At 74.0% G+C, this 25,755-nt stretch carries 23 protein-coding genes and 1 pseudogene; 11 read left to right on the top strand and 13 right to left on the bottom strand.

Annotation, left to right across the window (positions count from 1 at the left end; genetic code table 11):
- Window positions 1-215 precede the first annotated feature (215 nt).
- From QP089_RS33210 to QP089_RS33200, 3 genes are all read right to left on the bottom strand, one after another.
- Entirely contained in the window at window positions 216-1,133 is a 918-nt protein-coding gene (locus QP089_RS33210) for an NAD-dependent epimerase/dehydratase family protein (protein ID WP_285917042.1), read from the bottom strand.
- 107 nt (window positions 1,134-1,240) lie between these two features.
- Complete coding sequence (rsrA, locus tag QP089_RS33205; protein WP_285917040.1) at window positions 1,241-1,537, bottom strand: mycothiol system anti-sigma-R factor; 297 nt, start codon at window positions 1,535-1,537, stop codon at window positions 1,241-1,243.
- Between the two features lie 89 nt (window positions 1,538-1,626).
- Window positions 1,627-2,232 carry a sigma-70 family RNA polymerase sigma factor gene (locus QP089_RS33200; RefSeq protein ID WP_151541343.1) on the bottom strand — a complete coding sequence of 202 codons (606 nt, stop codon included), beginning with the start codon at window positions 2,230-2,232 and terminating at the stop codon, window positions 1,627-1,629.
- Between the two features lie 398 nt (window positions 2,233-2,630).
- Here QP089_RS33200 and QP089_RS33195 point away from each other — a divergent pair, with 398 nt between their 5' ends.
- The gene (locus tag QP089_RS33195; RefSeq protein WP_285917036.1) at window positions 2,631-3,431 is read left to right on the top strand and encodes a class I SAM-dependent methyltransferase; all 801 of its coding nucleotides are present in this window, start codon (window positions 2,631-2,633) and stop codon (window positions 3,429-3,431) included.
- A gap of 19 nt (window positions 3,432-3,450) precedes the next feature.
- Here the strand turns inward: QP089_RS33195 and QP089_RS33190 are convergent, their stop codons facing one another.
- Together QP089_RS33190 and QP089_RS33185 are read right to left on the bottom strand one after the other, a co-directional pair.
- Window positions 3,451-3,783: a TraR/DksA family transcriptional regulator gene (locus QP089_RS33190; protein WP_285917034.1), complete on the bottom strand. Its 333-nt coding sequence runs from the start codon at window positions 3,781-3,783 to the stop codon at window positions 3,451-3,453.
- A gap of 107 nt (window positions 3,784-3,890) precedes the next feature.
- Window positions 3,891-4,688 (bottom strand): SOS response-associated peptidase, encoded by a 798-nt coding sequence (locus QP089_RS33185; RefSeq protein ID WP_285917033.1) that lies wholly within the window; start codon window positions 4,686-4,688, stop codon window positions 3,891-3,893.
- A gap of 52 nt (window positions 4,689-4,740) precedes the next feature.
- Between QP089_RS33185 and QP089_RS33180 the strand changes: the two genes are divergently transcribed.
- The 6 genes from QP089_RS33180 (at window position 4,741) to QP089_RS33155 (ending at window position 11,337) form a co-directional block, all read left to right on the top strand.
- Complete coding sequence (locus tag QP089_RS33180; protein WP_285917031.1) at window positions 4,741-5,805, top strand: DoxX family protein; 1,065 nt, start codon at window positions 4,741-4,743, stop codon at window positions 5,803-5,805.
- A gap of 134 nt (window positions 5,806-5,939) precedes the next feature.
- On the top strand, window positions 5,940-6,533 hold the full coding sequence (locus tag QP089_RS33175) for a sigma-70 family RNA polymerase sigma factor (RefSeq protein ID WP_446474105.1): 594 nt from the start codon (window positions 5,940-5,942) through the stop codon (window positions 6,531-6,533).
- Window positions 6,530-7,225 (top strand): anti-sigma factor family protein, encoded by a 696-nt coding sequence (locus QP089_RS33170; RefSeq protein ID WP_285917029.1) that lies wholly within the window; start codon window positions 6,530-6,532, stop codon window positions 7,223-7,225. Before QP089_RS33175 ends, QP089_RS33170 begins: the two co-directional genes overlap by 4 nt.
- A 50-nt stretch (window positions 7,226-7,275) precedes the next feature.
- Window positions 7,276-8,547 carry a 3-phosphoshikimate 1-carboxyvinyltransferase gene (aroA, locus tag QP089_RS33165; RefSeq protein WP_285917027.1) on the top strand — a complete coding sequence of 424 codons (1,272 nt, stop codon included), beginning with the start codon at window positions 7,276-7,278 and terminating at the stop codon, window positions 8,545-8,547.
- A 58-nt stretch (window positions 8,548-8,605) separates the two neighbouring features.
- Window positions 8,606-9,571: a ribosome small subunit-dependent GTPase A gene (gene rsgA / locus QP089_RS33160; protein ID WP_285917025.1), complete on the top strand. Its 966-nt coding sequence runs from the start codon at window positions 8,606-8,608 to the stop codon at window positions 9,569-9,571.
- 80 nt (window positions 9,572-9,651) lie between these two features.
- Entirely contained in the window at window positions 9,652-11,337 is a 1,686-nt protein-coding gene (locus tag QP089_RS33155; RefSeq protein WP_285917024.1) for a serine/threonine-protein kinase, read from the top strand.
- Between the two features lie 10 nt (window positions 11,338-11,347).
- On the opposite strand, the gene QP089_RS33150 is transcribed toward QP089_RS33155, so the two are convergent.
- Window positions 11,348-12,208: a hypothetical protein gene (locus QP089_RS33150; protein ID WP_285917022.1), complete on the bottom strand. Its 861-nt coding sequence runs from the start codon at window positions 12,206-12,208 to the stop codon at window positions 11,348-11,350.
- 124 nt (window positions 12,209-12,332) lie between these two features.
- Here QP089_RS33150 and hisN point away from each other — a divergent pair, with 124 nt between their 5' ends.
- The 3 genes from hisN (at window position 12,333) to lhgD (ending at window position 14,712) form a co-directional block, all read left to right on the top strand.
- Entirely contained in the window at window positions 12,333-13,136 is an 804-nt protein-coding gene (hisN, locus tag QP089_RS33145; RefSeq protein ID WP_285917020.1) for a histidinol-phosphatase, read from the top strand.
- A 94-nt stretch (window positions 13,137-13,230) separates the two neighbouring features.
- Window positions 13,231-13,422, top strand: a complete 192-nt coding sequence (locus QP089_RS33140) for a tail-anchor membrane protein (RefSeq protein WP_285917018.1) — start codon at window positions 13,231-13,233, stop codon at window positions 13,420-13,422.
- A 102-nt stretch (window positions 13,423-13,524) separates the two neighbouring features.
- On the top strand, window positions 13,525-14,712 hold the full coding sequence (gene lhgD, locus QP089_RS33135; protein ID WP_285917016.1) for an L-2-hydroxyglutarate dehydrogenase: 1,188 nt from the start codon (window positions 13,525-13,527) through the stop codon (window positions 14,710-14,712).
- A gap of 3 nt (window positions 14,713-14,715) precedes the next feature.
- On the opposite strand, the gene QP089_RS33130 is transcribed toward lhgD, so the two are convergent.
- Both QP089_RS33130 and QP089_RS33125 read right to left on the bottom strand, forming a co-directional pair.
- Complete coding sequence (locus QP089_RS33130; protein ID WP_285917014.1) at window positions 14,716-16,188, bottom strand: carboxylesterase/lipase family protein; 1,473 nt, start codon at window positions 16,186-16,188, stop codon at window positions 14,716-14,718.
- Window positions 16,189-16,452: 264 nt separating this feature from the next.
- Window positions 16,453-17,109, bottom strand: a complete 657-nt coding sequence (locus QP089_RS33125) for a TetR/AcrR family transcriptional regulator (RefSeq protein WP_285917012.1) — start codon at window positions 17,107-17,109, stop codon at window positions 16,453-16,455.
- 104 nt (window positions 17,110-17,213) lie between these two features.
- Here QP089_RS33125 and QP089_RS33120 point away from each other — a divergent pair, with 104 nt between their 5' ends.
- On the top strand, window positions 17,214-18,065 hold the full coding sequence (locus QP089_RS33120; RefSeq protein WP_285917011.1) for an oxygenase MpaB family protein: 852 nt from the start codon (window positions 17,214-17,216) through the stop codon (window positions 18,063-18,065).
- A 3-nt stretch (window positions 18,066-18,068) separates the two neighbouring features.
- On the opposite strand, the gene QP089_RS33115 is transcribed toward QP089_RS33120, so the two are convergent.
- The 5 genes and pseudogenes from QP089_RS33115 to QP089_RS33095 all read right to left on the bottom strand — a co-directional run bounded on the left by QP089_RS33115 (window position 18,069) and on the right by QP089_RS33095 (window position 25,718).
- The gene (locus tag QP089_RS33115) at window positions 18,069-18,878 is read right to left on the bottom strand and encodes an SDR family oxidoreductase (protein ID WP_285917008.1); all 810 of its coding nucleotides are present in this window, start codon (window positions 18,876-18,878) and stop codon (window positions 18,069-18,071) included.
- Between the two features lie 9 nt (window positions 18,879-18,887).
- Window positions 18,888-20,246: pseudogene (locus QP089_RS33110) on the bottom strand (cytochrome P450).
- A 157-nt stretch (window positions 20,247-20,403) separates the two neighbouring features.
- The gene (locus QP089_RS33105; RefSeq protein WP_285917006.1) at window positions 20,404-23,406 is read right to left on the bottom strand and encodes an AMP-binding protein; all 3,003 of its coding nucleotides are present in this window, start codon (window positions 23,404-23,406) and stop codon (window positions 20,404-20,406) included.
- A gap of 157 nt (window positions 23,407-23,563) precedes the next feature.
- The gene (locus tag QP089_RS33100) at window positions 23,564-25,213 is read right to left on the bottom strand and encodes an AMP-binding protein (protein ID WP_285917004.1); all 1,650 of its coding nucleotides are present in this window, start codon (window positions 25,211-25,213) and stop codon (window positions 23,564-23,566) included.
- A 130-nt stretch (window positions 25,214-25,343) separates the two neighbouring features.
- The gene (locus QP089_RS33095) at window positions 25,344-25,718 is read right to left on the bottom strand and encodes a DUF3054 domain-containing protein (RefSeq protein ID WP_285917002.1); all 375 of its coding nucleotides are present in this window, start codon (window positions 25,716-25,718) and stop codon (window positions 25,344-25,346) included.
- Window positions 25,719-25,755 lie beyond the last annotated feature (37 nt).

The following is a 25,755-nucleotide window of genomic DNA, read 5'->3' as shown; positions in this document are numbered from 1 at the left end:
ACTGCCCAGGTCACACAGGCATGCGGGGAATCGTGAGCAAAGCGTGAAGCAAGTGTCACTTTAAGTGATCAATTGCCCAGGTCAATGCACCCAGCGTACCCGCACAATGCCTCTGCACAATCTCAATGCACGTGCATCTGCAAATGGCATTCTTAAATCGGCCGGAATCAACGCATCAATGGCGCCAAACCCGCATTCCCACAGGTCTCCGGCACTCAGGCGGTGCGCCCGCGGGCCCAGGCGGCCGTCTCGGCGAGACCGTCCACCAGGCTCACCCGCGGCTCCCAGCCGAGCGCCGCACGCGTCGGCCCCGGGTCCACCGCCATCGCGGGCAGGTCGCCCAGGCGCGGCGGCGCGAACTCCGGCTCGTCCGGCGCGCCCACCGCGGCGGCGACGAGCGCGTGCAGGTCCCGGTCGGTGGTCTGCAGCCCCGTCCCCACGTTGAACCGCCCGCCGCCGCCCGCCTCGCCCGTGGCGCGCGCGAACGCGTCCACCACGTCCAGGACGTACACGTAGTCGCGGGTCTGCTTGCCGTCCCCGAACACCCGCGTCGGACGGCCCGCCAGCAGCGCGTCGGTGAAGATCGAGATCACGCCGGCCTCGCCCTCGGGCGTCTGCCTCGGCCCGTAGACGTTCGCCAGCGTCAGCGTCGTGTAGTCCAGGCCGTGCAGGGCCTTGTACATCCCGGCGTACACCTCGCCCGACACCTTGGAGGCCGCGTACGGCGACGCGGGGCGCAGCGGCGCGTCCGGCGGAACGGGCAGCGCGTCCGGCACCCCGTAGACCGCGCAGCTGGAGGTGAACACGACCTTGCGGCTCCCCGCCGCCCGCGCCGCCTCCAGCACATTCGCCGTGCCCACCGCGTTGACCCGCGCGTCGTGCAGCGGGTCGGCCACGCTGGCGCGCACGCTCACCTGCGCCGCGAGATGGCAGACCACCTCGGGACGGCGCGCCGCGACGCGCTCGGCCAGCGCCGGGTCGGCCACGTCCATCCGCCACAGCTCGATCGCCGGGTTGAGGTTGGCGCCCGACGACAGGTCGTCCACGCCGACGACCTCATGGCCGTCGGCGAGGAGCCGGTCGACGAGATGGGACCCGATGAAGCCGGCCGCGCCGGTGACGAGAGCGAGCACCCCAGCACGATACCCAGCCCGCCGCCGGCCGGCCGGGGCCCCCGCGCCCGCTCCGGACGACAGTCCCCGGGCCCGGAGCGGTCAGGCGGTCAGGCGGACCCGAGCGATCAGGCGGACCCGGAGGCGCCCGCGTTGTCGGAGGCCTTGATCTCGCCGCAGATCTCCTCGATCCGGCCGAGCACCTTCGAGCGCAGGTCGGCCGGCGCCTGCTCGCAGCCGCAGGACTTGCTCACGATCTTCTTGACGGCCTCTTCCAGGCCGTACTCGCGCAGGCAGGGCCCGCACTCGTCGAGGTGCTCGCGCACCTCGCCGCAGCCGCCCTGGTCGAGTTCGCCGTCAAGGTAGCTGTAGACGCGTGCGAGGACCTCGTCGCAGGACGTCTCGTGGTGGTCGCCACAGCTCATGGCTCACGCACCCCTCTCGCTCACCGCGCCGCGCCGGGGCGCGGTGTCCGGCATGTCGCTCCGCTCTGCGCGTCCGGCGCGTTCCCGGCTCATGCCGGCCCCCCGGTGGCGCGCGTCAGGCCGCGGTCCTGAGCGTAGTCCTCCAGCATGCCGCGCAACTGCCGGCGGCCGCGGTGGAGGCGCGACATCACGGTGCCGATGGGCGTGCCCATGATGTCGGCGATCTCCTTGTAGGCGAAGCCCTCGACGTCGGCGAGGTAGACGGCGATGCGGAACTCCTCGGGCAGCTCCTGCAGCGCCCGCTTCACGTCCGAGTCGGGCAGGTGCTCCAGCGCCTCGGCCTCGGCGGACTTCAGCCCGCTGGAGGTGTGCGACTCGGCGCGCGCGAGCTGCCAGTCCTCGATCTCCTCGGTCGCCGACTGCTGCGGCTGCCGCTGCCGCTTGCGGTAGGAGTTGATGAACGTGTTGGTCAGGATGCGGTACAGCCACGCCTTGAGGTTGGTGCCTTCCTTGAACTGGTGGAAGGACGCGAACGCCTTGGCGAAGGTCTCCTGCACGAGATCCTCGGCGTCCGCCGGGTTGCGCGTCATGCGCAGCGCGGCCGAGTACAGCTGATCCAGGAACGGCAGCACGTCGCGCTGGAACCGCTCCTGGCGCTGTTCAACGGTCTCCGTGGTGCCCGGTACCTGACCCACCCCCTTGACTGTGGCGCCCTTGGCCGTGGCCGGCCGGCTGGCGTCGTACCCCACAGACGATATCGGGCCGCGCTGCCTCAGCACGCCCCCGGGGGCGCGTGCGCCGCCGGGCGGGGCCACCGCCCCCGCGCCGCGCGGGTGATCGGCAACGGCTGTGGTCATCGGCCTGCACCTCCGCTGTACTCGTCCTGAGACCCGCCGCGATGCGGACGGTTATGAGACGGTGCAACGCCGGGACCCGCCCGCCGATTCCCCGACCGGGGGCCCCGCGCGGAAAAGGTTCCGGAGGTCCCCGCGCGGGCCCGGCCGCCCCCGGCCTGCACGGAGGGTGATGACCGGGCCCTGGCGGGGAAAGAACCCACATACACGGCGAGAACAGGAGCAAACCGTTGCTACCGGTGCCGGCGCGACCTCCCGAGCCCACCATCGCCAGCCTGCGCGGATCCCCCGAGGGCGACGCGCTGGCGCGCTACTGGAGGTTCTACTGGGCGGTGGCCGACGCGCAGCTGACGCGCTGGCTGCCGCGCAGGCCGTCGCGCGTCCTCGACATCTCCGGCGACCACGGCCGCTGCGCGGAGCGCGCCGCCGGGGCCGGCCACGCGGTCGTCGAGGTCCGCGACCCCCTGCTCGCCCGCCGCACGGCCGGGGCGCCGGCGGACGGGGCGTCCGGCGACGGCCGGGCCGGCTCCGGGGGTGGGACGGTCAAGGTCTTCGGGGACTCGGGGTCGCTCGCCTTCCTCGGCGACGCGTCCGTGGACGCCGTCCTCGCCGAGAACCGGGTGCTGTCGCGGCACCTGGCCACCGAGGAGACGATCGCCGAGATCGCCCGCGTGCTGCGGCCGGGCGGCCGCGTCCTGCTGTGCGTGGACTCCCTGACCCTCGGGATGGCGCTGCTGGCCGAGCAGAGCCACTGGGCGCACCTGTCGGACGTGCCGAGCGCCGAGGTCGTCCTGGTGCCGTGGCCGGACGGGACGATCACCCGCTGCTTCGGCGCGGACCAGCTCCGCGAGCTCCTCGCCGAGGTCGGGCTGGAGGTCTGCTGGATCCGGCCGCGCACGGCGCTGTCCCCGTCGACCGTCGAGCACGTCCTGGCCTCGTCCCCGGACGCGCTGCCCCGCCTGGTCCGCACCGAGCTGAACGCCCCGCCCGGGGACGAGTCGCTGGGCTTCCACCTCCTCGCCAGCGCCAAGCGGCTCTAGCCCGCAGCCACCGGACGGCTCAGCGCCCCCGCCGGTCGTGCCGGGCCTGGCAGGGCACGCAGCGCGCGGCGTCCGGACGGGCCTCCAGGCGGCCTTCGGGGACCGGGCGGCCGCAGCCGACGCACTGCCCGTAGGTGCCCGCGCCGACGCGGTCGAGGGCGGCCTGGACGGCGGCGCGGTGCCGGCGCAGCGAGTCGACCGCGGCCTCGACGCGGTCGCGGTCGGAAAGGCCGGAGCCCGCGTCCGCCGGGGAGTGGTCGCGCTCCGGGCTCTCCCCGCGCAGAATGGCGATGGAGCGATCCAGATCCTCGATCATGGCCTGCAGGCGGGAACGGGCTGCGGCTGCGTCCACGGGGTCCGAACTCCTCCCGGTGGGGGTCTCCGGGCAATGCCGTCCGGCAATGGCGCTTCCGGTCCCGGCCGCCGGCGCCGGGAGGGCCGGGCGGCGGTCGGAACCGGTCAGAACAGAGAGCCGGAATGGTTGTCGGAACTATCCCCGTTGCCGGACGGTTCTATGAGTTCCGGCCCGTTGTTTTTCACGCTGTTGACCGCTTTCGACACCGGATAGGCGTCCATCGTGCCGGCCATCGCGGGGACCAGCAGCCCGCGCACCCGCTCGGGATCGGTCAGCTCCGGGTCGAGCCAGGCGTCCCACCGGTCGGGCTCGACGATCATCGGCATCCGGTCGTGGATGCGGCCGAGGTCGTCGGGCGCGTTCGTGGTGATCACCGTGCACGTCCACAGCCAGTCGGCGTCCTCGTCGTCGCGCGGCTTCCACAGTTCGTAGAGCCCCGCCATCGCCATCACGGCGCCGTCCTTGGGGCGGATGAAGAACGGCTGCTTCTGCGGCTTCCTCTTCGCCTTCTTCTCCCCCTCCGCCGGGTCGTCCGGGGATTCGAGCGTGTACCACTCGAAGTAGCCGTCGGCGGGCAGCAGGCAGCGCCGCTTGGCGAACGCCCGCCGGTACGACGGCTTCTCGTGGACGGTCTCGACCCGCGCGTTGATCATGCGGGAGCCGATCGACAAATCCTTGGCCCACGACGGGACCAGGCCCCAGCGGAGCGTGCGGAGCTGGCGCACCGCCTCCTCCTCGCCGTCGCCGGCGTCCTTCGGGCGCCGGTTCAGGACGGCGGGGACCTGCTTGGTCGGGGCGACGTTGTAGTCGGGCTGGATCTCCCCGCCGGCCGCGTCGACCTGCACCTGGAACTCGTCCAGAAGCTCCTGACGCGCACGGGTGGTGGCATATCGACCGCACATGGTCCCCATACTGCCGCGCTTGAGGCGCCTTGTGGCGGGCATGTAGCGGGTCATGCGACCCATCGAGACCCTGGCCCGCCCCCTGGTGGCGGCCCCGTTCATCATGACCGGTCTGGAGGCGGTCCGCGATCCGCGCCCGCGCGCCGAGCAGGTCGGGCCGTCGGTGAAGCCGATCGCCGACCGGATCGACTGGATGCCGAAGGACCCCGAGACCCTCGTCCGGATCGAGGGCGCGATCAGCCTGGGCACCGGCGCGCTGCTGGTCATGGGCAAGTTCCGCCGGCTGACGACGCTGCTGTTGGCCGCGCAGATGGTGCCCGCCCTGGCGACCGAGCACCGCTACTGGACCGAGGACGACCCCGAGCGGCGCGCCGACGAGCGCGCCCACCTGCTGAAGAACGGCGCCCTGTTCGGCGCGCTGCTGATGTCGGCGACGCAGCCGCGCCGCGCGCCGCGGCTGGCCGAATTGCGCCGCGTCGCCCGCGAGTCGCAGATCAGGACCGGCGCCGAGGCCAAGGCGATGCGCAAGGAGGCCGCGGCGACGCTGCGGGAGGCCCGCCGCGAGGCGTCCCGGCAGGTCCGCGTGGCCCGCGCCGAGGGCGGCCGGAAGGCGGCCAAGCGGGCCGCGAAGGCCGCGAAGGCCGGCAGCGGCGGCGGTGCCCTGCTCGGCGCCAAGCTCGGCAAGGCGTCCGCCAAGGCCGGGAAGGCGTCCGGCAAGGCGTCCGGCGTGATGACGCAGGCCGGCAAGTCCCTCAAGGCCGGCGCCGCGACGCAGGCCGCCAAGGCCGCGAAGTCGGGCCGGGGCGGCGGCGCCAAGCTCGGCATGAAGCTCGGCCGGAGCTCCGGGCGGGCCTCCGGCCGGGGCGGCGCGCTGCTCGCCGGGCTGAAGCTCGGCAAGGCGTCCCGCAAGGGCGGCCGGTTCGGCCTGAAGGGCGGCAAGGCCGCCGGGAAGGCCGGCTGGGCGTCCGGCAAGGCGTCCGGCATGGCGTCCCAGGCCGGCAAGACCGTGAAGGCCCAGACCAGCGCGCAGGCCGCCAGGGCCGCGAAGGCCGGCCGGACGGTCGGCAGCGGCACGGCGGTGCAGGCGGGCAAGGTGCTCCAGGCCGTCAAGCACTGACCGCCCGAGCGCCCGGTTCCCGAAGGAAGCCTTAACGCGGTCTCAAATCGGTTGAACCGCGTGCAGGGTCGCCCGCGTACTGCCTGGTGACCGCCCGCTCGTGGGTTCTTCGACCGACACGGAGACGCCCGGCCATGGCAGTACCCGGATCGACCCGCCGGACCGGCGGCCTGCGGAGCCTGCTCCGCAGGCCCGGCCCGGACGGCGGCCCGCGCCCCGCACCGGAGGGCGAGGAGCTGGTGGCGCGGCTGTACCGGGAGTACCAGCGGCCGCTGCTGTCGTTCGTGCTGCGGCTGACCGGCGGCGACCGGCAGTGGGCCGAGGACGTCGCGCAGGAGACGATGATCCGGGCGTGGCGCAGCGCCGACCGGCTGGACGTCCGCTCGTCCTCGCTGATGCCCTGGCTCGCCACGGTGGCCCGGCGTATCGTGATCGACGACCGGCGGTACCGCGACGTCCGGCCGCCCGAGGTCGGCGACGCCCCCCTGGAGAACCTCCCGATGGCGGACGAGATGGACGGCCTGCTGCGCAAGGTCGTCGTGACCGAGGCGCTGGCCTCGCTGTCGCCCGCGCACCGGCAGGCGCTGACCGAGACGGTGCTGCGCGACCGGACGGTGAACCAGGCCGCCGAGCACCTCGGCATCCCGGTCGGCACGGTGAAGTCCCGGGTGTACTACGCGCTGCGCGCCCTGCGCGTCGCCTTGGAGGAGAGGGGGGTGACCTCATGAGTTCCCAGGTCGAGCACACCGACGTCGGCGCCTACGCGCTGGGGCTTCTCGAAGCCGATGATCGGCGGGCCTTCGAGGCGCATCTGGCGGGGTGCGGCGCCTGCCTGGCCGAGCTGCGCGAGATGGGCGCGATGGCCGAGGCGCTCTCCGGGATCGACCCGGCGGCGGCCGAGCCGCCGGGTGAGCCGGCGAGGCCGCCCGCGCCGGTGATCGACCTCGTCCGGCGCAAGCAGGCCCGGGACCGGCGGACGCGGCGCTTGGCGTACGCGGCGGGCGCGGCGGCGGCCGCCGCGCTGGTGGCGGTCGGCGTCGGCGTCGGGACGACGCTGGGCGGCGACGAGGAGAAGCCGCCGCCGCAGCCGCAGGCGATCGTGGGCGAGCGGCACCAGGCGACCGACGCGCGGACGGGCGCGTCCGGCACTGTCGGGCTCGTGAACAAGAAGTGGGGCACGCAGATCAGCTTCGAGCTGACGAAGGTCAAGGGCCCCCTGAGGTGCCATCTGGAGGCGGTGTCGGCGTCGGGCGCGCGGACGGTCGTCGGCGGATGGCGCGTTCCCGCGCCCGGCTACGGCGTCCCTGGATCCCCGAAACCGCTCACCATGCAGGGCGCGACGGCGCTGTCGCGCACCGAGATCAGCCGCTTCCAGGTGGTCGTGGACGGCGGCGGGACCCTGCTCACCATCCCCCTCTGACCCGGAAACCGGTTCGCCCGGCCCTCGCGCGCGCCCGATAACCTTGGGGCATGCCCTCTCCGCACTGGAAGGCCCCGGTCGCCGGCGGCCCGATCGACGCCACGGTCCGGCTGCCCGGCTCCAAGTCGATGACCAACCGGGCGCTGATCCTCGCGGCGCTCGCCGAGGATCCGGTGCGCATCACCCGGCCGCTGCACAGCCGCGACACCGAGCTGATGGCGGACGCGCTGCGCGCGCTGGGGGCGAACATCGACGAGGACTCCGCCGACTGGCAGACCGTTCCGGGTGAACTGCGCGGACCCGCGCGGGTGGACACCGGGCTCGCCGGGACGGTGATGCGGTTCGTCCCGCCCGTCGCGGCGCTGGCCGCCGGCGAGGTCGCGATCGACGGCGACCCGTACGCCCGCAAGCGCCCGATGGGCCCGATCATCGCCGCGCTGCGCGCGCTCGGCGTCGCGATCGACGACGGCGGGCGCGGCGCGCTGCCGTTCACCGTGCACGGCACCGGCTCGGTCGGCGGCGGTCCGGTGACGATCGACGCGTCGGGGTCGTCGCAGCTGGTGTCGGGGCTGCTGCTGGCGGCGGCGCGGTTCGACAAGGGCGTGGAGGTCCGGCACGAGGGGCCGCCGGTGCCGTCCGCGCCGCATCTGGCGATGACCGTGGCGATGCTCCGCGAGCGCGGGGTGACGGTCGAGACCGAGGAGAACCTCTGGCGGGTCGCGCCGGGGCCGGTCCGCGGCGGCGAATGGGTGATCGAGCCCGACCTGTCGAACGCGGCGCAGTTCCTCGGCGCGGCGCTGGTCACCGGCGGGCGCGTGACCGTCCCGGACTGGCCGGCGGAGACGACGCAGCCGGGCGACGCGCTGCGCGGCCTGCTCGCCCGGATGGGCGCGGAGGTGACGCTCGGGCCGGACGGGCTGACCGTCCGCGGGCCCGGCGGGTTCTCCGGGCTGGACGCCGACCTGCACGACGTCGGGGAGCTGACCCCGGTGCTCGCGGCGCTCGCCGCGCTGGCCGACTCCCCGTCCCGGCTGACCGGGATCGCGCACCTGCGCGGCCACGAGACCGACCGGCTGGCGGCGCTCGTCACCGAGATCAACGGGCTCGGCGGCGACGCGCGGGAGCTGCCCGACGGCCTGGAGATCCGGCCCCGCGCGCTGCACGGCGGCGTGTTCCGCACCTACGACGACCACCGGATGGTGATGGCTGCGGCGGTGCTGGGCCTGGCCGTCCCGGGCGTCGAGGTGGAGAATCCGGGCACGGTGGGCAAGACACTTCCAGGCTTCACCGAGCTGTGGACGTCGATGCCGGCGTCCGCCTGAGAACGGGGACGGACCACTGGCACGACGAGTACAGGACTACGACGAGGACGACGTCCGGGTGCGGCCCGGGCGCCGCGGGTCGCGGCCGCGCACCCGCCGCCGCCCGGCGCACGAGGACGCCTCCTCCGGTTTCGTGACGGCGGTGGACCGGGGCCGGTACCGCTGCCTGGTGGACGGCGGGGCCCGCGGCGAGCGGGCCGTCGTCGCGATGCGCGCCCGCGAGCTCGGCCGCAAGGGCGTGGTGGTCGGCGACCGGGTCGCGCTGGTCGGGGACGTGTCGGGCGCGCCGGACACGCTGGCCAGGATCGTCCGGGTGGAGCCGCGGACGTCGTCGCTGCGCCGCACCGCCGACGACACCGACCCGTTCGAGCGGATCATCGTGGCGAACGCCGAGCAGCTGGTGATCGTGACGGCGCTGGCCGATCCGGAGCCGCGGCCCCGGATGATCGACCGGCAGCTCGTCGCCGGCTACGACGCCGGCATGGACCCGCTGCTCTGCCTCACCAAGGCCGACCTCGCCGACCCCGCCGAGCTCGTCGCCGAGTACGCGCCGCTCGGCGTCCCGTACGTGGTGACGCGGCGCGGCGGCGACCTGGCGGAGCTGCGCGGGCACCTGTCCGGCCGGATGAGCGTGCTCGTCGGCCACTCGGGGGTCGGCAAGTCCACGCTGGTCAACGCGCTGGTCCCGGACGCGGAACGCGCCGTGAGCCATGTGAACGCGGTGACCGGGCGGGGCCGGCACACCTCGTCGTCGGCGATCGCGCTGGAGCTGCCCGGCGGGGACGGCTGGATCATCGACACCCCGGGGGTGCGCAGCTTCGGGCTGGCGCACGTCGAGCCGGAGAACGTGATCAACGCGTTCGAGGACCTGGCGGAGGGCGCGGCGGAGCGCTGCCCGCCGCTCTGCGACCACCTGCAGGAGGCCTGCGGCCTGGACGGATGGGTGGCGGACGGGCACGCCAGCCGGGCCCGGCTGGACTCGCTGCGCCGGCTGCTCGCCAGCCGGGAGGGCGAGCCGGAGTAGCCCTCCACTGCCGGCGACTCGCCGCGATCCGGGCGAAAACGGCGCTTCACAACACGGGGGACATCGGTATCGTCGCCCGCATGCCGCACACGATCCACGAGGGCCGCTACGAGCTTGTGGAGGAGCTGGGCCGGGGCGGGATGGGCGTGGTGTGGCGGGCCCGCGACACCAAGCTGCGCCGCGAGGTGGCGATCAAGGAGGTGTCCCCGCCGCGCGGCCTGGACGAGGCGCAGGCCGAGCGGATGTACGCGCGGACGATGCGGGAGGCGCAGTCGGCGGCGAGCCTCGGCCAGCACCACGGCATCGTCACCGTCTACGACGTCGTCGAGGAGGACGGCCGGCCCTGGATCGTGATGCAGCTGGTGCGGGCCCCCGCCCTGGACGCGGTGATCCGGCGGGAGGGCCCGCTGGCCCCGGACCGGGTGGCGCGGATCGGGCTCGACCTGCTGGAGGCGCTGCGGGTGGCGCACCGGGCGGGCGTCGTGCACCGCGACGTCAAGCCGGGGAACGTGCTCCTCACCGACCGCCGCGCCGTCCTCACCGACTTCGGCATCGCGACCATCGTCGGCGACGAGACGCTCACGCAGACCGGCGCGATCGTCGGCTCCCCCGCCTACCTCGCGCCGGAGACGGCCCGCCGGGAGGAGGCCACCCCGGCGTCCGACCTGTGGTCGCTCGGCGCCACGCTCTACGCGGCGGTCGAGGGGCGCCGCCCGTACGAGCGTCCGGACATCTTCGGCCTCATGGGGGCGCTGCTCAGGGAGGAGCCGGACCCGCCGCGGCTGGCCGGCCCGCTGGAGCCGGTGCTGCGCGGGCTGCTGCGCCGGGACGCGGCGGACCGGATCGGCCCCGACGAGGCGGAACGGCTGCTGCGGGCGGCGGCGGTCCCGTCCGGCCCGCAGCCGGTGCTGGAACCGGTCCGGCTCGACACGACCATGGGAGGCGGCGGCGAACGGACGCTGCCGCCCGGACCCTCGCCTCAGCCAGGACCCGCCTTCCCCGGGCCGCCGCCTCAGCCAGGACCCGCCTTCCCCGGGCCGCCGCCTCAGCCAGGACCCGCCTTCCCCGGGCCGCCCTCTCCGCATCCGCCGTCTCCGGGATCTGAGCCGGCGCCGCCCCGGCCGCGGCGCCGCTGGGAGCTGATCGTTCCGGCGGGCGTCCTGGCGGCCGCGCTGGTCGCGGCCGTGGTCGTGTTCGTGGTCTTCGTCGGCGACGGCGGTGACGGCGAACCCGGTCGCGGTGCCACCCCGTCCGCCTCGGGCACCGCGAGTCCAGGCACCGCGAGTCCGAGCACCGCGAGCACCGGCATCCCGTCCGGATACCACCAGTACCAGGGGTCGGCGTTCGTGGCGGCGGTCCCCGACGGCTGGAAGGCGGACGGCTCCGGGGACGACGTCACCTTCTCCGACCCCGCCAAGGGGGTGACGCGCGGCGTGGCCGTCTCGCGGGTGCAGCCCGGCCTGCTCGACTCCCGCGACCCCGGGGACGCGCTGGCGTCGGCGGCCGAGGGCTTCGACGACAAGGACTCCGGCTACACCGGCTACCGGCAGGTGTACTTCCGCCGGAACGTCCCCTACCGGGGCCAGGACGCGGCGGAGATCGACTTCACGTTCGTCAAGAACGCGACGCCGGCCCACGCCCGCGTGCGGGTGTTCGCGTTCGACGGCGCGCTGTACCAGATCATCGCGGTGGCCGACCAGGCGCACTGGGACGCGACGCTGCCCGTCTACGACACGTTCCTGAACACCTTCCGCGCACCCGGCTAGCGGCCGGCCGCTAGCCGGGCGGCTCGCCGGAGGGGTCGCCGAACAGGGTGCGGGCGCGGGCCTCGGCCTCGTTCAGCGCGCGGACGTGCTCGGGCGCCAGCTCCTCCACGCAGCGGGTCATCTCCTCGGTGACCCGGCTGAACGCGCTCTCCTCCGCGGCGCGCAGCGCGGCCCGCACGCTGGCGGAGCGGGCGCCGAGCGCGGCCCACTCCAGCTCCAGCCGCATGACGGCCTCGTCGAACGCGTGGGCGGTGTCGGCGCCCGCGTCCTTCAGCGCGGCGGGGATCGGGCCGCGGCCGGACTTGCGGGCCTGCGCGGACAGCCCGGAGATCCGGCTGGCGAGCACCAGTCCCTCGCGGGCCAGCGGCAGGACCTCGGTGATCAGGTCGGTGACGGTCTTGGCCAGCTCCTCCACCCGGGTCAGCAGGGTCTGCGTCGCGTCCTCCAGCGCGGTGGAGGTGCGCGCGGCGACCCGCTCGGCCACGTCCTGCCGGCTGCGCGCCAGCACGGGGACGACGTCGCTGTCCAGCCGGCGGCGCAGGTCCTGCTCGCGGGCGTCGCGCTCGCCGGTCCCGGCGCGCCGCGCCCAGTCGGCCCAGAGCCGTTCGAGGCGCTCGTCCCCGGACGCGGCGATCTCCGCGGTGATCTCCTCCAGCGCCTCGCCGGAGCGGGCCTTCAGCCGCTCCACCCGCCCGTACAACGCCTCCCGCTTGAACGGGTCGTTCAGCTCGTTCAGCTGGGCCTGCAGGCGGCGGGAGACGTCGATGGCGTGCTCGGCCAGGGGGACGAGGCGGTCGGCGAGCTCGTCGAGCGTCCGCGCGCGGCGCGGGTCGGTGAGCTCGGCGACCCACCCGGGTAGGTCGTGGGCCATGCGCCCATGCTGCCAGGTGCGCGCCGCGCGGACCGGCCGCCGCGCCTCACGGCCCGGCCGAAAAGCGGTAACGGCACGGGCGAGTGTGTCGGCGCGGGGCGTGATCGCGGTAGCGTGGCACGCCGTGGCGGGCTATTCCGATGACCTGCGTCTCGCGCACGTGCTGGCGGACGGGGCCGACGACATCACGACCAGGCGTTTCCGCGCCCTCGACCTCAGTGTCGAGACCAAGCCGGACCTGACGCCGGTGAGCGACGCCGACCGCAGCGTGGAGGAGCAGATCCGCGGCACGCTGAAGCGGGCCCGGCCGCGGGACGCGGTGCTCGGCGAGGAGTACGGCCGCACCGGCTACGGCAACCGGTGCTGGATCATCGACCCGATCGACGCCACCAAGAACTTCGTGCGCGGCGTCCCGGTGTGGGCGACGCTGATCGCGCTGATGGAGAACGACGAGATCGTCGTCGGCGTGGTGTCGGCGCCGTCGCTGAACCGGCGCTGGTGGGCGGCGCGCGGCGGCGGCGCCTGGACGGGCCGCAGCCTCACCCGGGCGTCCCGGATGACCGTGTCGGCGGTGGCGGAGCTGTCGGACGCGTCGCTGTCGTTCTCCAGCCTGGGCGGCTGGGAGGAGCAGGGCCGCCTCCCCCACTTCCTCGACCTGACGCGGCAGGTGTGGCGGACGCGGGCGTTCGGCGACTTCTGGTCGCACATGATGGTCGCCGAGGGCGCGATCGACATCTCCACCGAGCCGGAGGTGTCGCTGTGGGACCTCGCCGCCCTCCAGGTGATCGTCGAGGAGGCCGGCGGGATGTTCACCGACCTGTCCGGCGTGCCGGGCCCGGACGGCGGCAGCGTCGTGTGCACCAACGGCCGGCTGCACGCCGAGGTGCTGCGCACCCTGGGCGGCGGGCAGCTGTCGCTGCGGGTCTGAGCACTGGCTTCGCGCGGACTCGCGACATATCGTGGAACAGCGGTCGGCGGACGGCCGTTGAACCATGTGAGCGGCCCGCAAACGGAGGTATCGGATGTCGACCCAGACCAAGATCGCGATCGGCGGCGTCGTCGTCGGCCTGATCACCCTGTTCATCCTGCCCGCGTGGGTGAGCCTCGTCATCATCCTGGTGGCGCTCGGCATCCCCGTGGCGGGGTACCTGATGCTCGACCCGTCGCAGCGCAAGCGGCTGCGCGCCCAGGGGCGCAAGCGCCTGGGCAGCTGACGCAAGCGCCCGGGCGGCTGAGCAGGCACCCGGGCCCGGGCATCTGGCGCAAGCGCCCGGGCGGCCGACGCCCGCCCGCACGACGGGCCGTAGCATTCCGCCGTGGCGGAGATACGGGTCGGTGTCGTCGGGGCCGGGATCCTGGGGCTGGCCATCGCGCGCCGGCTGACCCGGACGCGGCCGGACATGAAGGTGACGGTCCTGGACAAGGAGGCCCGCGTCGCGGCCCATCAGACGGGCCACAACAGCGGCGTCGCCCATGCGGGCCTCTACTACGCGCCCGGATCGCTCAAGGCGACCCTGTGCCGCCGCGGCATCGGCCTGCTGAAGGAGTACTGCGCCGGCAAGGGCCTGCCGTACGAGGAGTGCGGCAAGGTCGTCGTCGCGCGCGACGCGGGCGAGATCGGCCCGCTGGAGGAGATCGAACGGCGCGCGGCCGCCAACGGGGTGCCGGGGCTGCGGCGGCTGACGGGCGCCGAACTGCGCGAAATCGAGCCGCACGTCGCCGGCGTCGCCGCGCTGCACTCGCCCACCACCGCCATCGTCGACTTCCCGGCGGTGGCCCGCGCCCTCGCCGCCGACGTCACCGACGGCGGCGGCGAGGTCCGGCTGGGCTTCGAGGTCGTCCGGCTCGGCCGGGCGGGCGAGCGGGTCCGGGTCGGGTCGCCGGACGAGGAGCTGGTCCTCGACCTGCTGATCGTGTGCGCGGGCCTGCAGTCGGACCGGGTCGCGCGGCTGGCGGGCGACTCCCCCGAGCCCGCGATCGTCCCGTTCCGGGGCGAGTACTACCGGCTGGTGCCGTCCCGCACGGACCTCGTCCGCGGCCTGATCTACCCGGTGCCCGACCCGCGCTACCCGTTCCTCGGCGTCCACTTCACCCGCCGCGTCGACGGCGGCGTCGACGTCGGCCCGAACGCCGTGCTGGCGCTGGCCAGGGAGGGGTACCGGCGCCGCGACGTCCGCCCCGCCGACCTGTGGGAGACGCTGCGCTTCCCCGGGTTCCGGCATCTGGCGCGGCAACACTGGCGGACGGGCGCGAAGGAGCTGTACGGCTCGGCGGTCAAGCGGGCGTTCGTCGCGCAGGCGCGCGGGTTCGTGCCCGAGCTGACCGCGGACGACGTCGTCGCCGCGCCCGCGGGCGTCCGGGCCCAGGCCGTGGACCCGGACGGCTCGCTCGTCGACGACTTCCGGATCGGCCGCCTCGGCCCGATCGTGACCGTCCGCAACGCCCCGTCGCCCGCCGCGACGTCGTCGCTGGCGATCGCCGAGCACATCACCGACCGCCTCTGACGGTCAGGGCCAGAGCTTCCGGTCGTCGCCGCGCGGGTCGTGGACGATCCCGTCCGAGGGGTGGTCGAACAGCTTCACCGCGCGGGCGGACGGGTCGAACCGGTCCCAGCCGGGGTCGCCGTCCACCGCGAACGACACCCAGGCGCGGTGCATCCGGTCGGCCAGCTCCTGCGGCGGGTTCGGGCCCGCGAGGCCCTCGGGCTCGGCGGTGAGGTTGTCGAAGACGAACCCGAGCTCCAGCGCGTGGCAGGCGCCGAGGTCGTGGTTCGGGGACTTCCAGCCGAACTCGTACATCCACGTCCCGCCGGCGCCGCCGGACGCGGCGTGCCGCTCGGCGAGCCGGTTCGCCGGGACCCGGAACAGGCTGTCGGTGATGATCGTCGCCATCAGCTCGCCGGGCGCGGCGCCGGGGTGCCGCTCGCGGTAGGCGGCCGACACCGCCGGCGGCACGCCCATCCCGGCGGTCGCGGCGAACACCAGGTCGTCGGTCAGGGCGGCGGCGATGCCGGTCGGCATCAGGAACAGCCGGAACTCCTCGGAGGTGTAGCCGGTGAGCAGGTCGACGTCGCGTCCGGCGCCGTCGCCGACCGCGTCCTCGGGCCGCCGGGCGAGCAGCTCGCCGTCCAGGACGGGGGTGAGCGACATGCCGCCCGCGGCGGTCGTGGCGCCCCACCGGCCCGGGTCGGGCAGCGCGGTGACCTCGGCGGCGATGGCGGACTGGATCGGCAGGACCGCGGCCGGGGCGAGCGCGGCGAACCCCTCGGCGGTCGGTTCCACGCCGAGCCGCGCGGCCATCTCCTTGGTGACGAGCAGCGCGTCGGCCGGGTCCTGCGCGATGGAGCCGGCGCCGCTCTGCGCGATCGCCCGGTGGAACAGGCCGAGGTCGAGGGAGAGCAGGGTGCTGACGCTCATCGCGCCGGCCGACTCGCCGAACACCGTGACGCGGGCGGGGTCGCCGCCGAAGCCGGCGATGTTGTCGCGGACCCACTCCAGCGCGAAGATCTGGTCGAGCAGCCCGCGGTTGGCCGGGGCGCCCGGAAGGTGCGCGAAGCCTTCGACGCCGAGCCGGTAGTTGATGCTGACGCAGGCGACCCCGTCACGGGCGAAGTTGCGGCCGTTGTACACGTCGACGGCACCGGACCCGTTGCGGAACGCGCCGCCGTGGATCCACACCATGACCGGCAGCCCCGACCCGCCGGGCTCGGGCGTCCAGACGTTCAGGTTGAGGCAGTCGTCTCCCGGGACGACCGGGTCGGGCAGCAGCCGGTCGTAGGGACGCGGATAGCCGGGCTTGGGGGCCGTCGGCCCGAACTCGACGGCATCGCGAACGCCGTCCCAGGGCTCGGGCGGCTGCGGCGCCTTGAACCGGTGCGCGCCGAACGGGGGCGCCGCGTAGGGGATGCCGAGGAACGCGGTGACGCCGTCCCTGGTCGTGCCGCGAACATCGCCGTACGCCGTCCGAACGACCGCCTCCATGCCGCGCCTCCGATTCTAGAACGAAATTCGACAAACCAGAGAGTACGGGACGCCCCCAAGCGAAGGAACCACCTTGCGAGAAGCACGTTCTTCCCCAGCCACGCAACAACCCGAACCGTCGCGATCGCGAGCGAAGCCAAGTTCGAGCTTGCGAGAACTTGATCGCGCAGCGAGGCCCCCAGGGCCGAGTCGAAGCGATGCAGCGATCGCACGCAGTGCCCGCCGAAGGAAGGCGCCCTGGCGCCTGACGCCAAGGGCGCTGCCTTAGGAACGCAACATTCGGGTGAGGTAGTCGCGGGCGAAGGTGCGGATGGCGTCCTCGTCGTCCAGGGCGAGGCCGCCGCCGGGGACGAGCAGCAGCGACACCGCGACCCGCAGCAGCACCTCGGCGACGGCGTTGTGCTCGTCGGCGCGGTCGGGGCGGGCGCGGCGCAGGCGGTCGGCGAGGATGTCGCGGGCGGCGAGCATCACCGCGCCGCCGTTCATGCTGAGCTGCGGCAGGAACGCCTCCGGTTCGCTCTGCAGGACGCGGGTCATCAGCGGGTGCGTGCGGGCGCTCTGCAGTCCGGCCACGAACCCCTCGACCACCGCGTCCTCGGGCGAGGCCAGGCCCTCGGTCGCCCGGGCGATCCCGGTCAGGAAGCGGCGGCACTCGCGCAGGATCACCGCCTGGAGGAGCTGCTCCTTGTTGGTGAACCGCCGGTAGATGGTGGTGCGCGCGACGCCGGCCCGCTTGGCCACGTCCTCCACGCTGACCCGGCGCAGCCCGTAGGTCTCGAACTCGCCGAGCGCGGCGTCCAGGATCCGGGCGTCGAGGCCGTCGCCGTCGGCGGCGGGGTCGGAGAGGCGGGCGAGCAGCCCGTCCGCCCGGCGGTCGTCGGACGGCCGGGCGCCGGTCAGGGAGGTCGCGTCCGTGGTCATGCAGGCACCCTAACCGCCCCGAAGGGCCCCTCCGCGCCCGCGGGTGCAACATAGCTACAATTATCGTTGTTCTGTTCCATCCGCGTCTCCCCCCGGCGGTGCCCATGTCCGACCCAGCGCCCACTCCCCTCGGTCCCGGCTCGCTGACCTGGCGGTACTTCGGCGACACCCGGATGCTGCTGGTCGGCCCGCGCGCCGCCGTGCTGCAGAACATGCTCCCGGCACTCGGCCAGGGCGTCCTGGACCACTCGGTGTTCTTCTCCGAGACGTTCGCGCGGCTGAAGCGCTCCGCCGGACCGATCCTGGACACCGTCTACGGCGGCGACCGCTCCGCCGCGACGGGCCGCCAGGTCCGCGACTTCCACGTCGACATCAAGGGGACGATGCCGGACGGCTCCCGCTACCACGCGCTCGACCCCGAGACCTACTACTGGGCGCACGCGACCTTCCTCGACGCGATGCTCTACTGCATCGAGACGTTCGTCCGGCCCCTCGGCGAGGCGGAGAAGCGCCGCATCTACGACGAGTCGAAGACCTGGTTCCGCATGTACGGGGTCAGCGACCGGGCCATGCCGGACGACTGGGAGGCGTTCCAGGCGTACTGGAAGCGGATGCTGGACGAGGAGATCGTCGCGCACAAGACCGCCCGGTACGGCGTCGGCTACGTCACCAAGGGCCTGCCCGCGCCGCCGAAGGTCCCGGCGCCGGTGTGGCGGGCGGTGTCGCCGCCGCTGAACGCGGTCGCCCGGTTCATCACGGTCGGCGGCCTCCATCCCCGGATGCGCGAGCTGCTGGACCTGCCGTGGACCGAGGCCGACGAGCGCCGGTACCGCCGGTTCGCGGCGATCGTCCGGAGCGGGAACCGCCTGTGGCCGCTGCTCCCCGAGACCGTCCGCTACCTCCCGCAGGCCCGCCGGGCCTTCCGCCGCGCCCGAGCCACCCACCCCCCGCGTTGAAAATCACGGGGCGGAGCGGATTCTGGCGTCATAGGCCTTGCGCGCTTCGGGGTCGTAGTCGAGGAAGAGCGTGTCGAGGCCGTAGCGGCGGGAGACGGCCTGCTTGAGCCGGTCCGGCAGCAGGGCGCCGAACCGGATCTGCCGGCCCAGCGCCTTCGGCACCACGACCTGCGGGCGCGGCCGGGCGATCAGTTCCGCGACGGCGGCGGCGATCTCCTCCGGCTCGCAGTTGCGCATCCCCTTCGGGCTGCGCGTCCCCGCGATCAGGTCGGTGTTGGTGAACGTCGGCAGCACCGCGGACACGTGGACGCCGCGTCCCTGCACCTCCAGCCGCGCCGCCTCGGTGAACGCGACGACGGCGGACTTGCTGGCGTTGTAGAGCGCGAGGCCCGGCGTCGGCAGCACCCCGGCGACGGACGCCACGTTGATCACGTGGCCGCGCCCGCGCGGCAGCATCCGGGCCAGCGCCAGCTTGGTCCCGAGCATGACGCCGTGCACGTTGATGTCCAGGCAGCGGCGGGCGTCGGCGTCGCTCTCGCCGGTGACGGGGCCGATCGGCATGATCCCGGCGTTGTTCACCAGGACGTCCAGCGGCCCGGCCGCGTCCTCGGCGTTCGCCAGGAACGCCTCGAACGACTCGCGGGCCGTCACGTCCAGCGGGAACGCGGCGACGCCCAGCGACTCGCCCGCCTCCTTCACGGCGGCCTCGTCGATGTCGCCGATGACCACCGAGGCGCCCCGCGCCTTCAGCGCGCGGGCGGTCGCGAGGCCGATCCCGCGCGCCGCACCGGTGATCGCGATGACCTTGCTCATGGCGGCCTCCTAGAGCCGGTCGAGGCGGACGGGCAGGCCGTCCTTCGGGGACGGCAGCGACGTGGTGTCCAGCGGCCATTCGTACCGCGCGGGCACGCTCCACCGGTACCGCTGGAGCACCTGGTGCAGGATCGTCTTCACCTGCATCCCCGCGAAGTACATCCCGATGCACTTGTGCGCGCCGCCGCCGAACGGCGACCACGCGTACTTGTGCACCTTGTCCTCGCGGCGCTCCGGCGAGAACCGCTCGGGGTCGAAGGTGTCGGGGTCCTTCTACCACTGGGCCATGTGGTGGTTGCTGAGCATCGGGACGACGACGGTCGTGCCGGCGGGGATGTGGTAGCCGAGGATCGAGGTGTCCTTGACGACCCGGCGCGGCAGCGCGGGGACGGGCGGGACCATCCGCAGCGACTCCTTCATCACCATGTCGATGCCGGTCAGCGCGTCGAGGTCCGCGTACTCCAGCGACGGCCGACCGAGCCGCTCGGCCAGCGCCTGCGACTCGTCCCGCAGCCGCTCCTGCCATTCGGGGAACTTGGCCAGGTAGTAGGCCATCGTGGTGAGCGTGATGGTGGTGGTGTCGTGCGCCGCCATCAGCGCGAAGATCATGTGGTTGACGACGTCCTCGTCGGTGAAGCGCTGCCCGTCGTCGGTCTCCGCCTCGCACAGCGCCGCGAACAGGTCGTCGCCGCCGTCGCGCCGCTTGGCGGGCAGGTGCTGGTAGAAGAACGCCTCCAGCTCCTTGCGGGCCCGCAGGCCCTTGTTCCAGCGCAGGCCGCGGACGTTGAACCGGACGTAGGCGGTGCCCGCGCGGACGGCGTCGATGAACGCGCCGTTGACCCGGTCGGCCTCGGCGCGGTCCAGCTCGACGCCCATGAAGACGTCCGTGGCGAGGTCGAGCGTGAGCTGCTTGACGTGGTCGTAGACCTTGAAGCCGGACCGGGCGTCCCACGCCTCGACGCCCCGGACGATGCCGGGCGCCATCGCCTCCATGTACGCCTGCAGCCGGGGCCGGGTGAACGCCTGCTGCATGATGCGGCGGTGGTGCAGGTGCTCCTCGAAGTCCAGGAGCATGATGCCGCGGTGGAAGAACGGCCCGATGAAGTAGCTCCACGCGGGCCCGTTGGCGAACGCCTTGTCCCGGTTGACCAGCACCGCCTCGGCGGCCTCCGGGCCCTGGACGGTGCAGGTCCGCATGCCGAGCAGCCAGCCCCACGCGATCGGGCCGTACTCCTCGTAGCGCCGCCGGGCCATCCCGATCGGGTCGCGCATGACGCTGAGGGTGTTGCCGACGTACGGGATTCCGGGGACGCCGGGGACCGCCTTGAGACCGCTGCCCTCCGGCGGCGGCGCGAGCACGCTCGTCATGAACCCTCCGGACGCGCCGCCCGGGCCGATGCCGGGCGTGCAACAAAAGTGCAGTTTCTGTCGCTTTGTTGTAACGCAGCGGACGTCCGTAAGTCCAGGCTTACGCCGGGTGAGTTATGCCTCCGGGACGGCACGGGAGGGATGCGGGTCCGGGCGCTCAGCGCGCCTCGCGGGCCGCGGGCGCGCGCAGCAGCCGCCGCCGCGCCGCCTCGGTCAGCGGACGGTACGCGCCCGACCGGTCCCGGTAGTAGACCCGGCCGTCGTCCACCGCGGGGATGCCCTCCTCGCGCAGCGGCGCCGTCCGCAGCCGCCGCCCGCCCGTGACGGGCACCTCGTCCACCACCCGGACGATCGACGGCCGCAGCCCAGGATCCACCCGCAGCAGCGCCTCCGACAGGTCCACCGGCTTCAGCCCGGCGCCCTCCGCGGACGAGGCGCCCCCGCGCAGGCTGACGGCCGCCGCGGCGAGCTCGCGGTCACCCACCGGGACGCCGTAGACGGCGACGGTGTCGATGTAGGGCAGGTCGCCGAGCGCGTCGCGGATCGGCCCCGGCGGGACGATCCCCTCCGCCGTGCGGATCAGCTCGGCGTCCCGGCCGACCAGCCAGAAGTCGCCGTCGGCGTCGCGCCGGAACAGGTCGCCGGTGATCGTCCACGCGTCCTCGGGCCGGAACACCCCGCGCACCGTCCGGGAGCCCGATCCGGGGGGCCGTCCTCCCTCGTGGGACGCGGCTGCCGCGAGCGCCGACGGGCGGACCCGCGCGAGCAGCATGCCGATCTCCCCGGGCTCGCACTCGATCCCGAGGCCGTCCGGGCCCTGCACCAGCCGGCCGCTCTCCAGGTCGTAGCGGGCCAGCCGCACCTCGGCGCTGCCGGGCAGCGGCCGGCCGAGCGACCCGGGCTTCTTGCCGCTCAGGTTCACCAGCACCGCCTCGCCCTGGGTCGAGGCGTAGAACTCCAGCACCCGGGCGGGCGCGAACCGGTCCTCGACCCGCCGCCACAGGTTGCGCGGCATCCCCGACCCGATGAACAGCCGGACGGCGTGGTGCCGCTCGGCCGGGTTCGGCGGCGCGTCGACCAGGTCGCGCAGCAGCGTCCAGGTGTAGGACGCCACGGTCACCCCGTAGCGGCGCGCCTCGTCCCAGAACGTCTCGGGGTCGTAGCCGCCGGCGAGCGCCAGCCGCGCGCCGCCCGCGACCGCGCCGCCGAGGCTCATCAGCAGCGCCGACGGATGCTGCAGCGGCGTGATGCTGTAGACGGTGTCGGCCGGGGACAGCGCGGCGGACGAGGCCGTGCCGAACGCCGACAGCGCCCACCGCCGGTTGGTGATCCGGTTCGCCCGCAGGTGCTCGCCGTCCCCGCTGAAGAGCACGAACGCGAGGTCGCCGGCCCGGCCGGGGTTCGGCCGGAACCACTTCGGCGGTTCGACGGCGTCCGGGTCGATCAGCTCCATGTCGGTCAGCGGGCCCCGCTCGCCGTTCCGGCCGCCGTGCCGGCCGCCGCCTCCCCCGCCGCCGAGCACGAACCCCTCCACGCCGTCCAGCCGGGCGGCGCGCGCGGCGTGCTCGGGGTCGGCGATCACCCGGGTGATCCCGCCGAGCGCCGCCTCCGCCGCCGGATCGCCGTCCGGGCGCAGCAGCACCGCGACCGCGCCGAGCCGGCTCAGCGCCGCGACCAGCGCCAGCGCCGACGGGCGCGTCCCCATCAGCACGCCCACCGCCTCGCCGTGCCGGACGCCGATGTGGAGCAGCCCCCGCACGATCGCGTCGATGCGCCGCTTGGCCGCGTCGTGGGTGTGCGCGCGCCCCTGGTAGAGGAAGAACACCTCCTCCGGCATGCGCCGGGCCTGCTCGTCCAGCAGCAGCCCCATCGACATGCGGGTGTTGGAGTGGATCCGCTCCAGCCGGGCGAGCCGCGGCAGGTTCTGCGCGGCCTCGCCGGTCAGCTGCCGCGTCCCCTGGACGGCCCGCGCCGCCGTCCGGAACGCCGAGCGCGCCGCGCTCGTCCCGACGCCCATCGCCAGCTGCAGCCCGTAGCCCGCGGGGCCGCCGGGCAGGGCCGCGGACGGCACCTCCTCGTCCCCGGTCACCGGCGCGACGATCTCCGGCAGCTCCCCCTCGCCCTCGCGCCAGCGCACCCAGGCCGCCACCGACGGCCACGTCCGCGAGATCGCGTGGCTCCCGACGACGAGCCCGAAGTGCCCGGCCCGCAGGCACGCCTCGTACACCTGGGCGCGCGGCGCGGCCCGCCGGATACCGCGCACCATCGGCGGCGCCGCGATCTCGTCGACCTCGCCGACGAACGTCAGCACCGGGCAGGTGATGTCGGCCAGCGTCACCAGCCGGTCCCCGATGACGAACCCGCCCGTCAGCATCCGGTTGTGCTGGATGAACTGCCGGATGAACTCCGCCAGCGCCGGGCCCGGCCACGACACCCAGCCCTCCCGCTCCAGGAACCGGCGCTGCCGCTCGCGCGGCGCGAGCCGCTCCCGGTCGTGCAGCTGCATGATGAACTCGGCCCGCGACCGCACCGACTTCACCGGGCTGAGCAGCTGGAACCCCAGCCGCGTCACCCAGCCCGGCACCGCGAACCCGCCGAGCATCCAGTCCGGGATCCGCTCGGCGCCCTCGGTCGCGATCCAGCTCGGCAGCCCGAACGGCAGCCCGACGCTGGTGTCGGCCGGGCTGCCGAACGTCACCACCGACGCGACGCCCTCGCTGCGCCGGTACGCGGCCGCCTGGTAGACGAACATGCCGCCCTGCGAGTACCCGGCCAGGTGGACGTCCCGCCCGGTGGCCGCGCGGATCCGGTCCACGGCGTCGGAGACCGCCACGACGTGGTCGGTGACGGTCCGCTCCAGCCCGCCGGGCTCGCGCTCGGGCGCGCCGAAGTCGACCACCCACGGGTCGGCGCCGAGGTCGCGCAGCACCCCGACCGCGCTGACCCGCGAGGAGATGTCGTACACCTCGGCGGTGATCATCAGCGGCGGGACGAGCAGCACCACCGGGCCGCCCGCCGCGTCCGGGAAGTAGTGCCGCAGCCGGTACACCCGCTGCTCGGTCACCACCTCGAACGGGGAGGCGTCCTCCTCGGTGTCGAGCCCGCCGAACCGGGCGACTTCGAGGGCGTTCTGGGCGGTGGAGCCCAGGCGGGCGCCCAAACTCAGGAGCGCAGCGACCCGGGGGGCGTGGGGGGTCGTCCCCCCTCGAACTACGCGGAACAGCGACTTGGCAACCGGCATCGTCGACCCTTCAGAGCGTCAACGCCATGTTGTCCGTTATCACCGGCATTAGCAATTGGACGTCGCGTTCAGCGGCTCACTTCACAGTGCGGGCACCGTCCATCTGGCCGTCCTTGAGCCGCTCCCACATGTACCGGCGGCGCGGCTTGCCGCTGGACGTCCGCTGGATGAGCCCGGTGCCGACCACGATCGTCACCTCGACGTCCTCGCCGACGCGGCGGCGCAGCATCTCCCGCACCTCCGGCACCCACGCCTCGTCCAGCGTCTCGGCGAACAACGCCAGGCCCTTCTGCCCGGCGCCCGGCACGCCGACGACCACGATGCGGCCCTTCCCGAGCCCGCTCACCTCGGCGATCTTGGACTCGAGGTCCTCGACGTAGACGGACCGGCCGCGCACCTTGATGCTGTCGCCCATCCGGCCGAGCACGAACAGCTGCCCCTCGTGGAAGAAGCCCGCGTCGCCGGTGTAGACCTTCCCGTCGATGAACCGCGTCGACTTGGCCTCGGCGCCCGCGTAGTAGCCGGGGCACGCCGACGCGCCGCCGACGACGATCTCGCCGAGCACCCCCTCGGGCATCTCGCGGCCGTCGTCGTCGACGATGGTGACCGGGACGTCCTCCTCCGGGGTGCCGCACCCGACGACCCATCCGGCCTTCGCGCCGCGCGACCGCGGACCGAGCGTGTGCTGCTCCAGGATCCGCACCGGCTCCCCGAACGACAGCGACTCGGGGTCCGGCCGGACGGCCAGCGGGTCGCGCAGCTCCTTGTCCATGGTGACCAGCAGCGTCGTCTCGGCCATCCCGTACGCCGGGCGGAACGCCGTGCGCGAGAACCCGAACGGCTCCAGCAGCTCGGCGAACACCTCCAGCGAGTGCGGGTCGATGGGCTCCGCGCCGATCAGCGCCATCTTCCAGCCCGACAGGTCGAGGCCCTCCAGCTGCTCCGGCTTCACCCGCCGCGCGCAGTACGCGTACGCGAACGGCGGCGCCGCCGTGTGCTGGGCGTCGGCGAAGCAGCGGATCCACCGTGCGGGGTCGCGGATGAAGTGGTCGGGGCGCATCAGCCGCAGGCTCCCCTGCCGCGCGATCGGGGTGATGAACGTCCCGATCAGGCCCATGTCGTGGTAGAGCGGCAGCCACGACGCGACGACGTCGGTGTCCTCGAACCCGGCCGTGCGCGCGATCAGCTCGCTGTTGGCCTCCAGGTTGTCCCAGGTCACCATGACCCCGCGCGGCGCGCCGCTGGACCCGGAGGTGAACTGCAGCAGGGCCAGCTCCCCGGCGGGCTGCACCTCGGCCTCCGCCTCGGCCTGCCGCGGCAGCCAGGGGCTCCCGCCGAGCCCCGCCTGCTCCATCGCGCGTCCCGCGTAGTCCGAGAGCCCCTCGGACGCGACGACCAGCGCCGGCCGGGCCTGCGCCAGGATCGCCGCCACGTGCGCGACGTAGTCGTCGCCGTCCTGGAAGAGCGGGGGCGTGATCAGGCACACCGTGGCGCCGGCGGCCCACACCCCGTAGTAGGTCTCGATGCAGGTGAAGTCCGTGGGCAGGATCAGGCAGACCACATCGCCCGGCCGGACGCCCTCCTCGATCAGCGCCCCGGCCGTGCGGCGCGCGGCGGAGGCCAGCTCACCGTAGCCGCGGAACTCCCAGCCGCCGTCGTCGGCCGCCAGGTGTACGCCGCGTCCGGTGTTCGGCTTGTCCAGCCAGTCCCGCAGCGCAGATGCCATCGTGTCCCCTTCGACATGCTTGCTCGGTCACCCACGTGACTCGCGGGTAACTTCACCAGCACCGCGCATCCGGCGTCAATCGGCCCGACCGGCAAACAGACCGCCCGGTCATTTGGAGAGATCCAACAACTCAGACACGCTCGGGTTTGTCACCCCGGACGGCCTCCAGACCCCGCACCGCGCCCCGCCAGCCGACCAGCACCAGTCCCAGGAACACCAGCGCGACCAGCACGAACGTGAACGCGATCCCCTGCCCCGAGACGACCCGCAGGACCATCCCCACCGCGACCGTCGACAGCCAGACGCCGGCCCCCACCGGAACCGCGTCGGCCCGGCGCCGCCACACCCGCAACAGGGCCCACCCGACCGCAACCCCCACCAGGAACGGCCATGCGGTGTTCAGGAACCCCGTCACACTGGCCGCCTCGTCATGCGAGCTGCGCCCGATCCCCACGAACACGAGCACGCAGCAAACATCGAGCACACCCGCCACCACGTTCCGCATAACTCCAGGTTATGTCCGCCTTCCCGAAGTCCCGCGA

Origin of the sequence: Actinomadura opuntiae, from assembly GCF_030283205.1 — a bacterium.
Lineage (GTDB): Bacteria > Actinomycetota > Actinomycetes > Streptosporangiales > Streptosporangiaceae > Spirillospora.
Note: the sequence above shows the minus strand (reverse complement) of the source record. Positions and strands in the feature narration are given on the sequence as shown.

Bases quoted from the DNA above. Each gene is read 5' to 3' on its own strand.
- rsrA (WP_285917040.1), bottom strand. From the start codon at position 1,537: ATGAGCTGTGGCGACCACCACGAGACGTCCTGCGACGAGGTCCTCGCA.
- QP089_RS33185 (WP_285917033.1), bottom strand. From the start codon at position 4,688: ATGTGCGGTCGATATGCCACCACCCGTGCGCGTCAGGAGCTTCTGGAC.
- QP089_RS33180 (WP_285917031.1), top strand. From the start codon at position 4,741: ATGCGACCCATCGAGACCCTGGCCCGCCCCCTGGTGGCGGCCCCGTTC.
- QP089_RS33175 (WP_446474105.1), top strand. From the start codon at position 5,940: ATGGCAGTACCCGGATCGACCCGCCGGACCGGCGGCCTGCGGAGCCTG.
- QP089_RS33170 (WP_285917029.1), top strand. From the start codon at position 6,530: ATGAGTTCCCAGGTCGAGCACACCGACGTCGGCGCCTACGCGCTGGGG.
- aroA (WP_285917027.1), top strand. From the start codon at position 7,276: ATGCCCTCTCCGCACTGGAAGGCCCCGGTCGCCGGCGGCCCGATCGAC.
- QP089_RS33155 (WP_285917024.1), top strand. From the start codon at position 9,652: ATGCCGCACACGATCCACGAGGGCCGCTACGAGCTTGTGGAGGAGCTG.
- QP089_RS33150 (WP_285917022.1), bottom strand. From the start codon at position 12,208: ATGGCCCACGACCTACCCGGGTGGGTCGCCGAGCTCACCGACCCGCGC.
- QP089_RS33140 (WP_285917018.1), top strand. From the start codon at position 13,231: ATGTCGACCCAGACCAAGATCGCGATCGGCGGCGTCGTCGTCGGCCTG.
- QP089_RS33130 (WP_285917014.1), bottom strand. From the start codon at position 16,188: ATGGAGGCGGTCGTTCGGACGGCGTACGGCGATGTTCGCGGCACGACC.
- QP089_RS33125 (WP_285917012.1), bottom strand. From the start codon at position 17,109: ATGACCACGGACGCGACCTCCCTGACCGGCGCCCGGCCGTCCGACGAC.
- QP089_RS33120 (WP_285917011.1), top strand. From the start codon at position 17,214: ATGTCCGACCCAGCGCCCACTCCCCTCGGTCCCGGCTCGCTGACCTGG.
- QP089_RS33115 (WP_285917008.1), bottom strand. From the start codon at position 18,878: ATGAGCAAGGTCATCGCGATCACCGGTGCGGCGCGCGGGATCGGCCTC.
- QP089_RS33100 (WP_285917004.1), bottom strand. From the start codon at position 25,213: ATGGCATCTGCGCTGCGGGACTGGCTGGACAAGCCGAACACCGGACGC.
- QP089_RS33095 (WP_285917002.1), bottom strand. From the start codon at position 25,718: ATGCGGAACGTGGTGGCGGGTGTGCTCGATGTTTGCTGCGTGCTCGTG.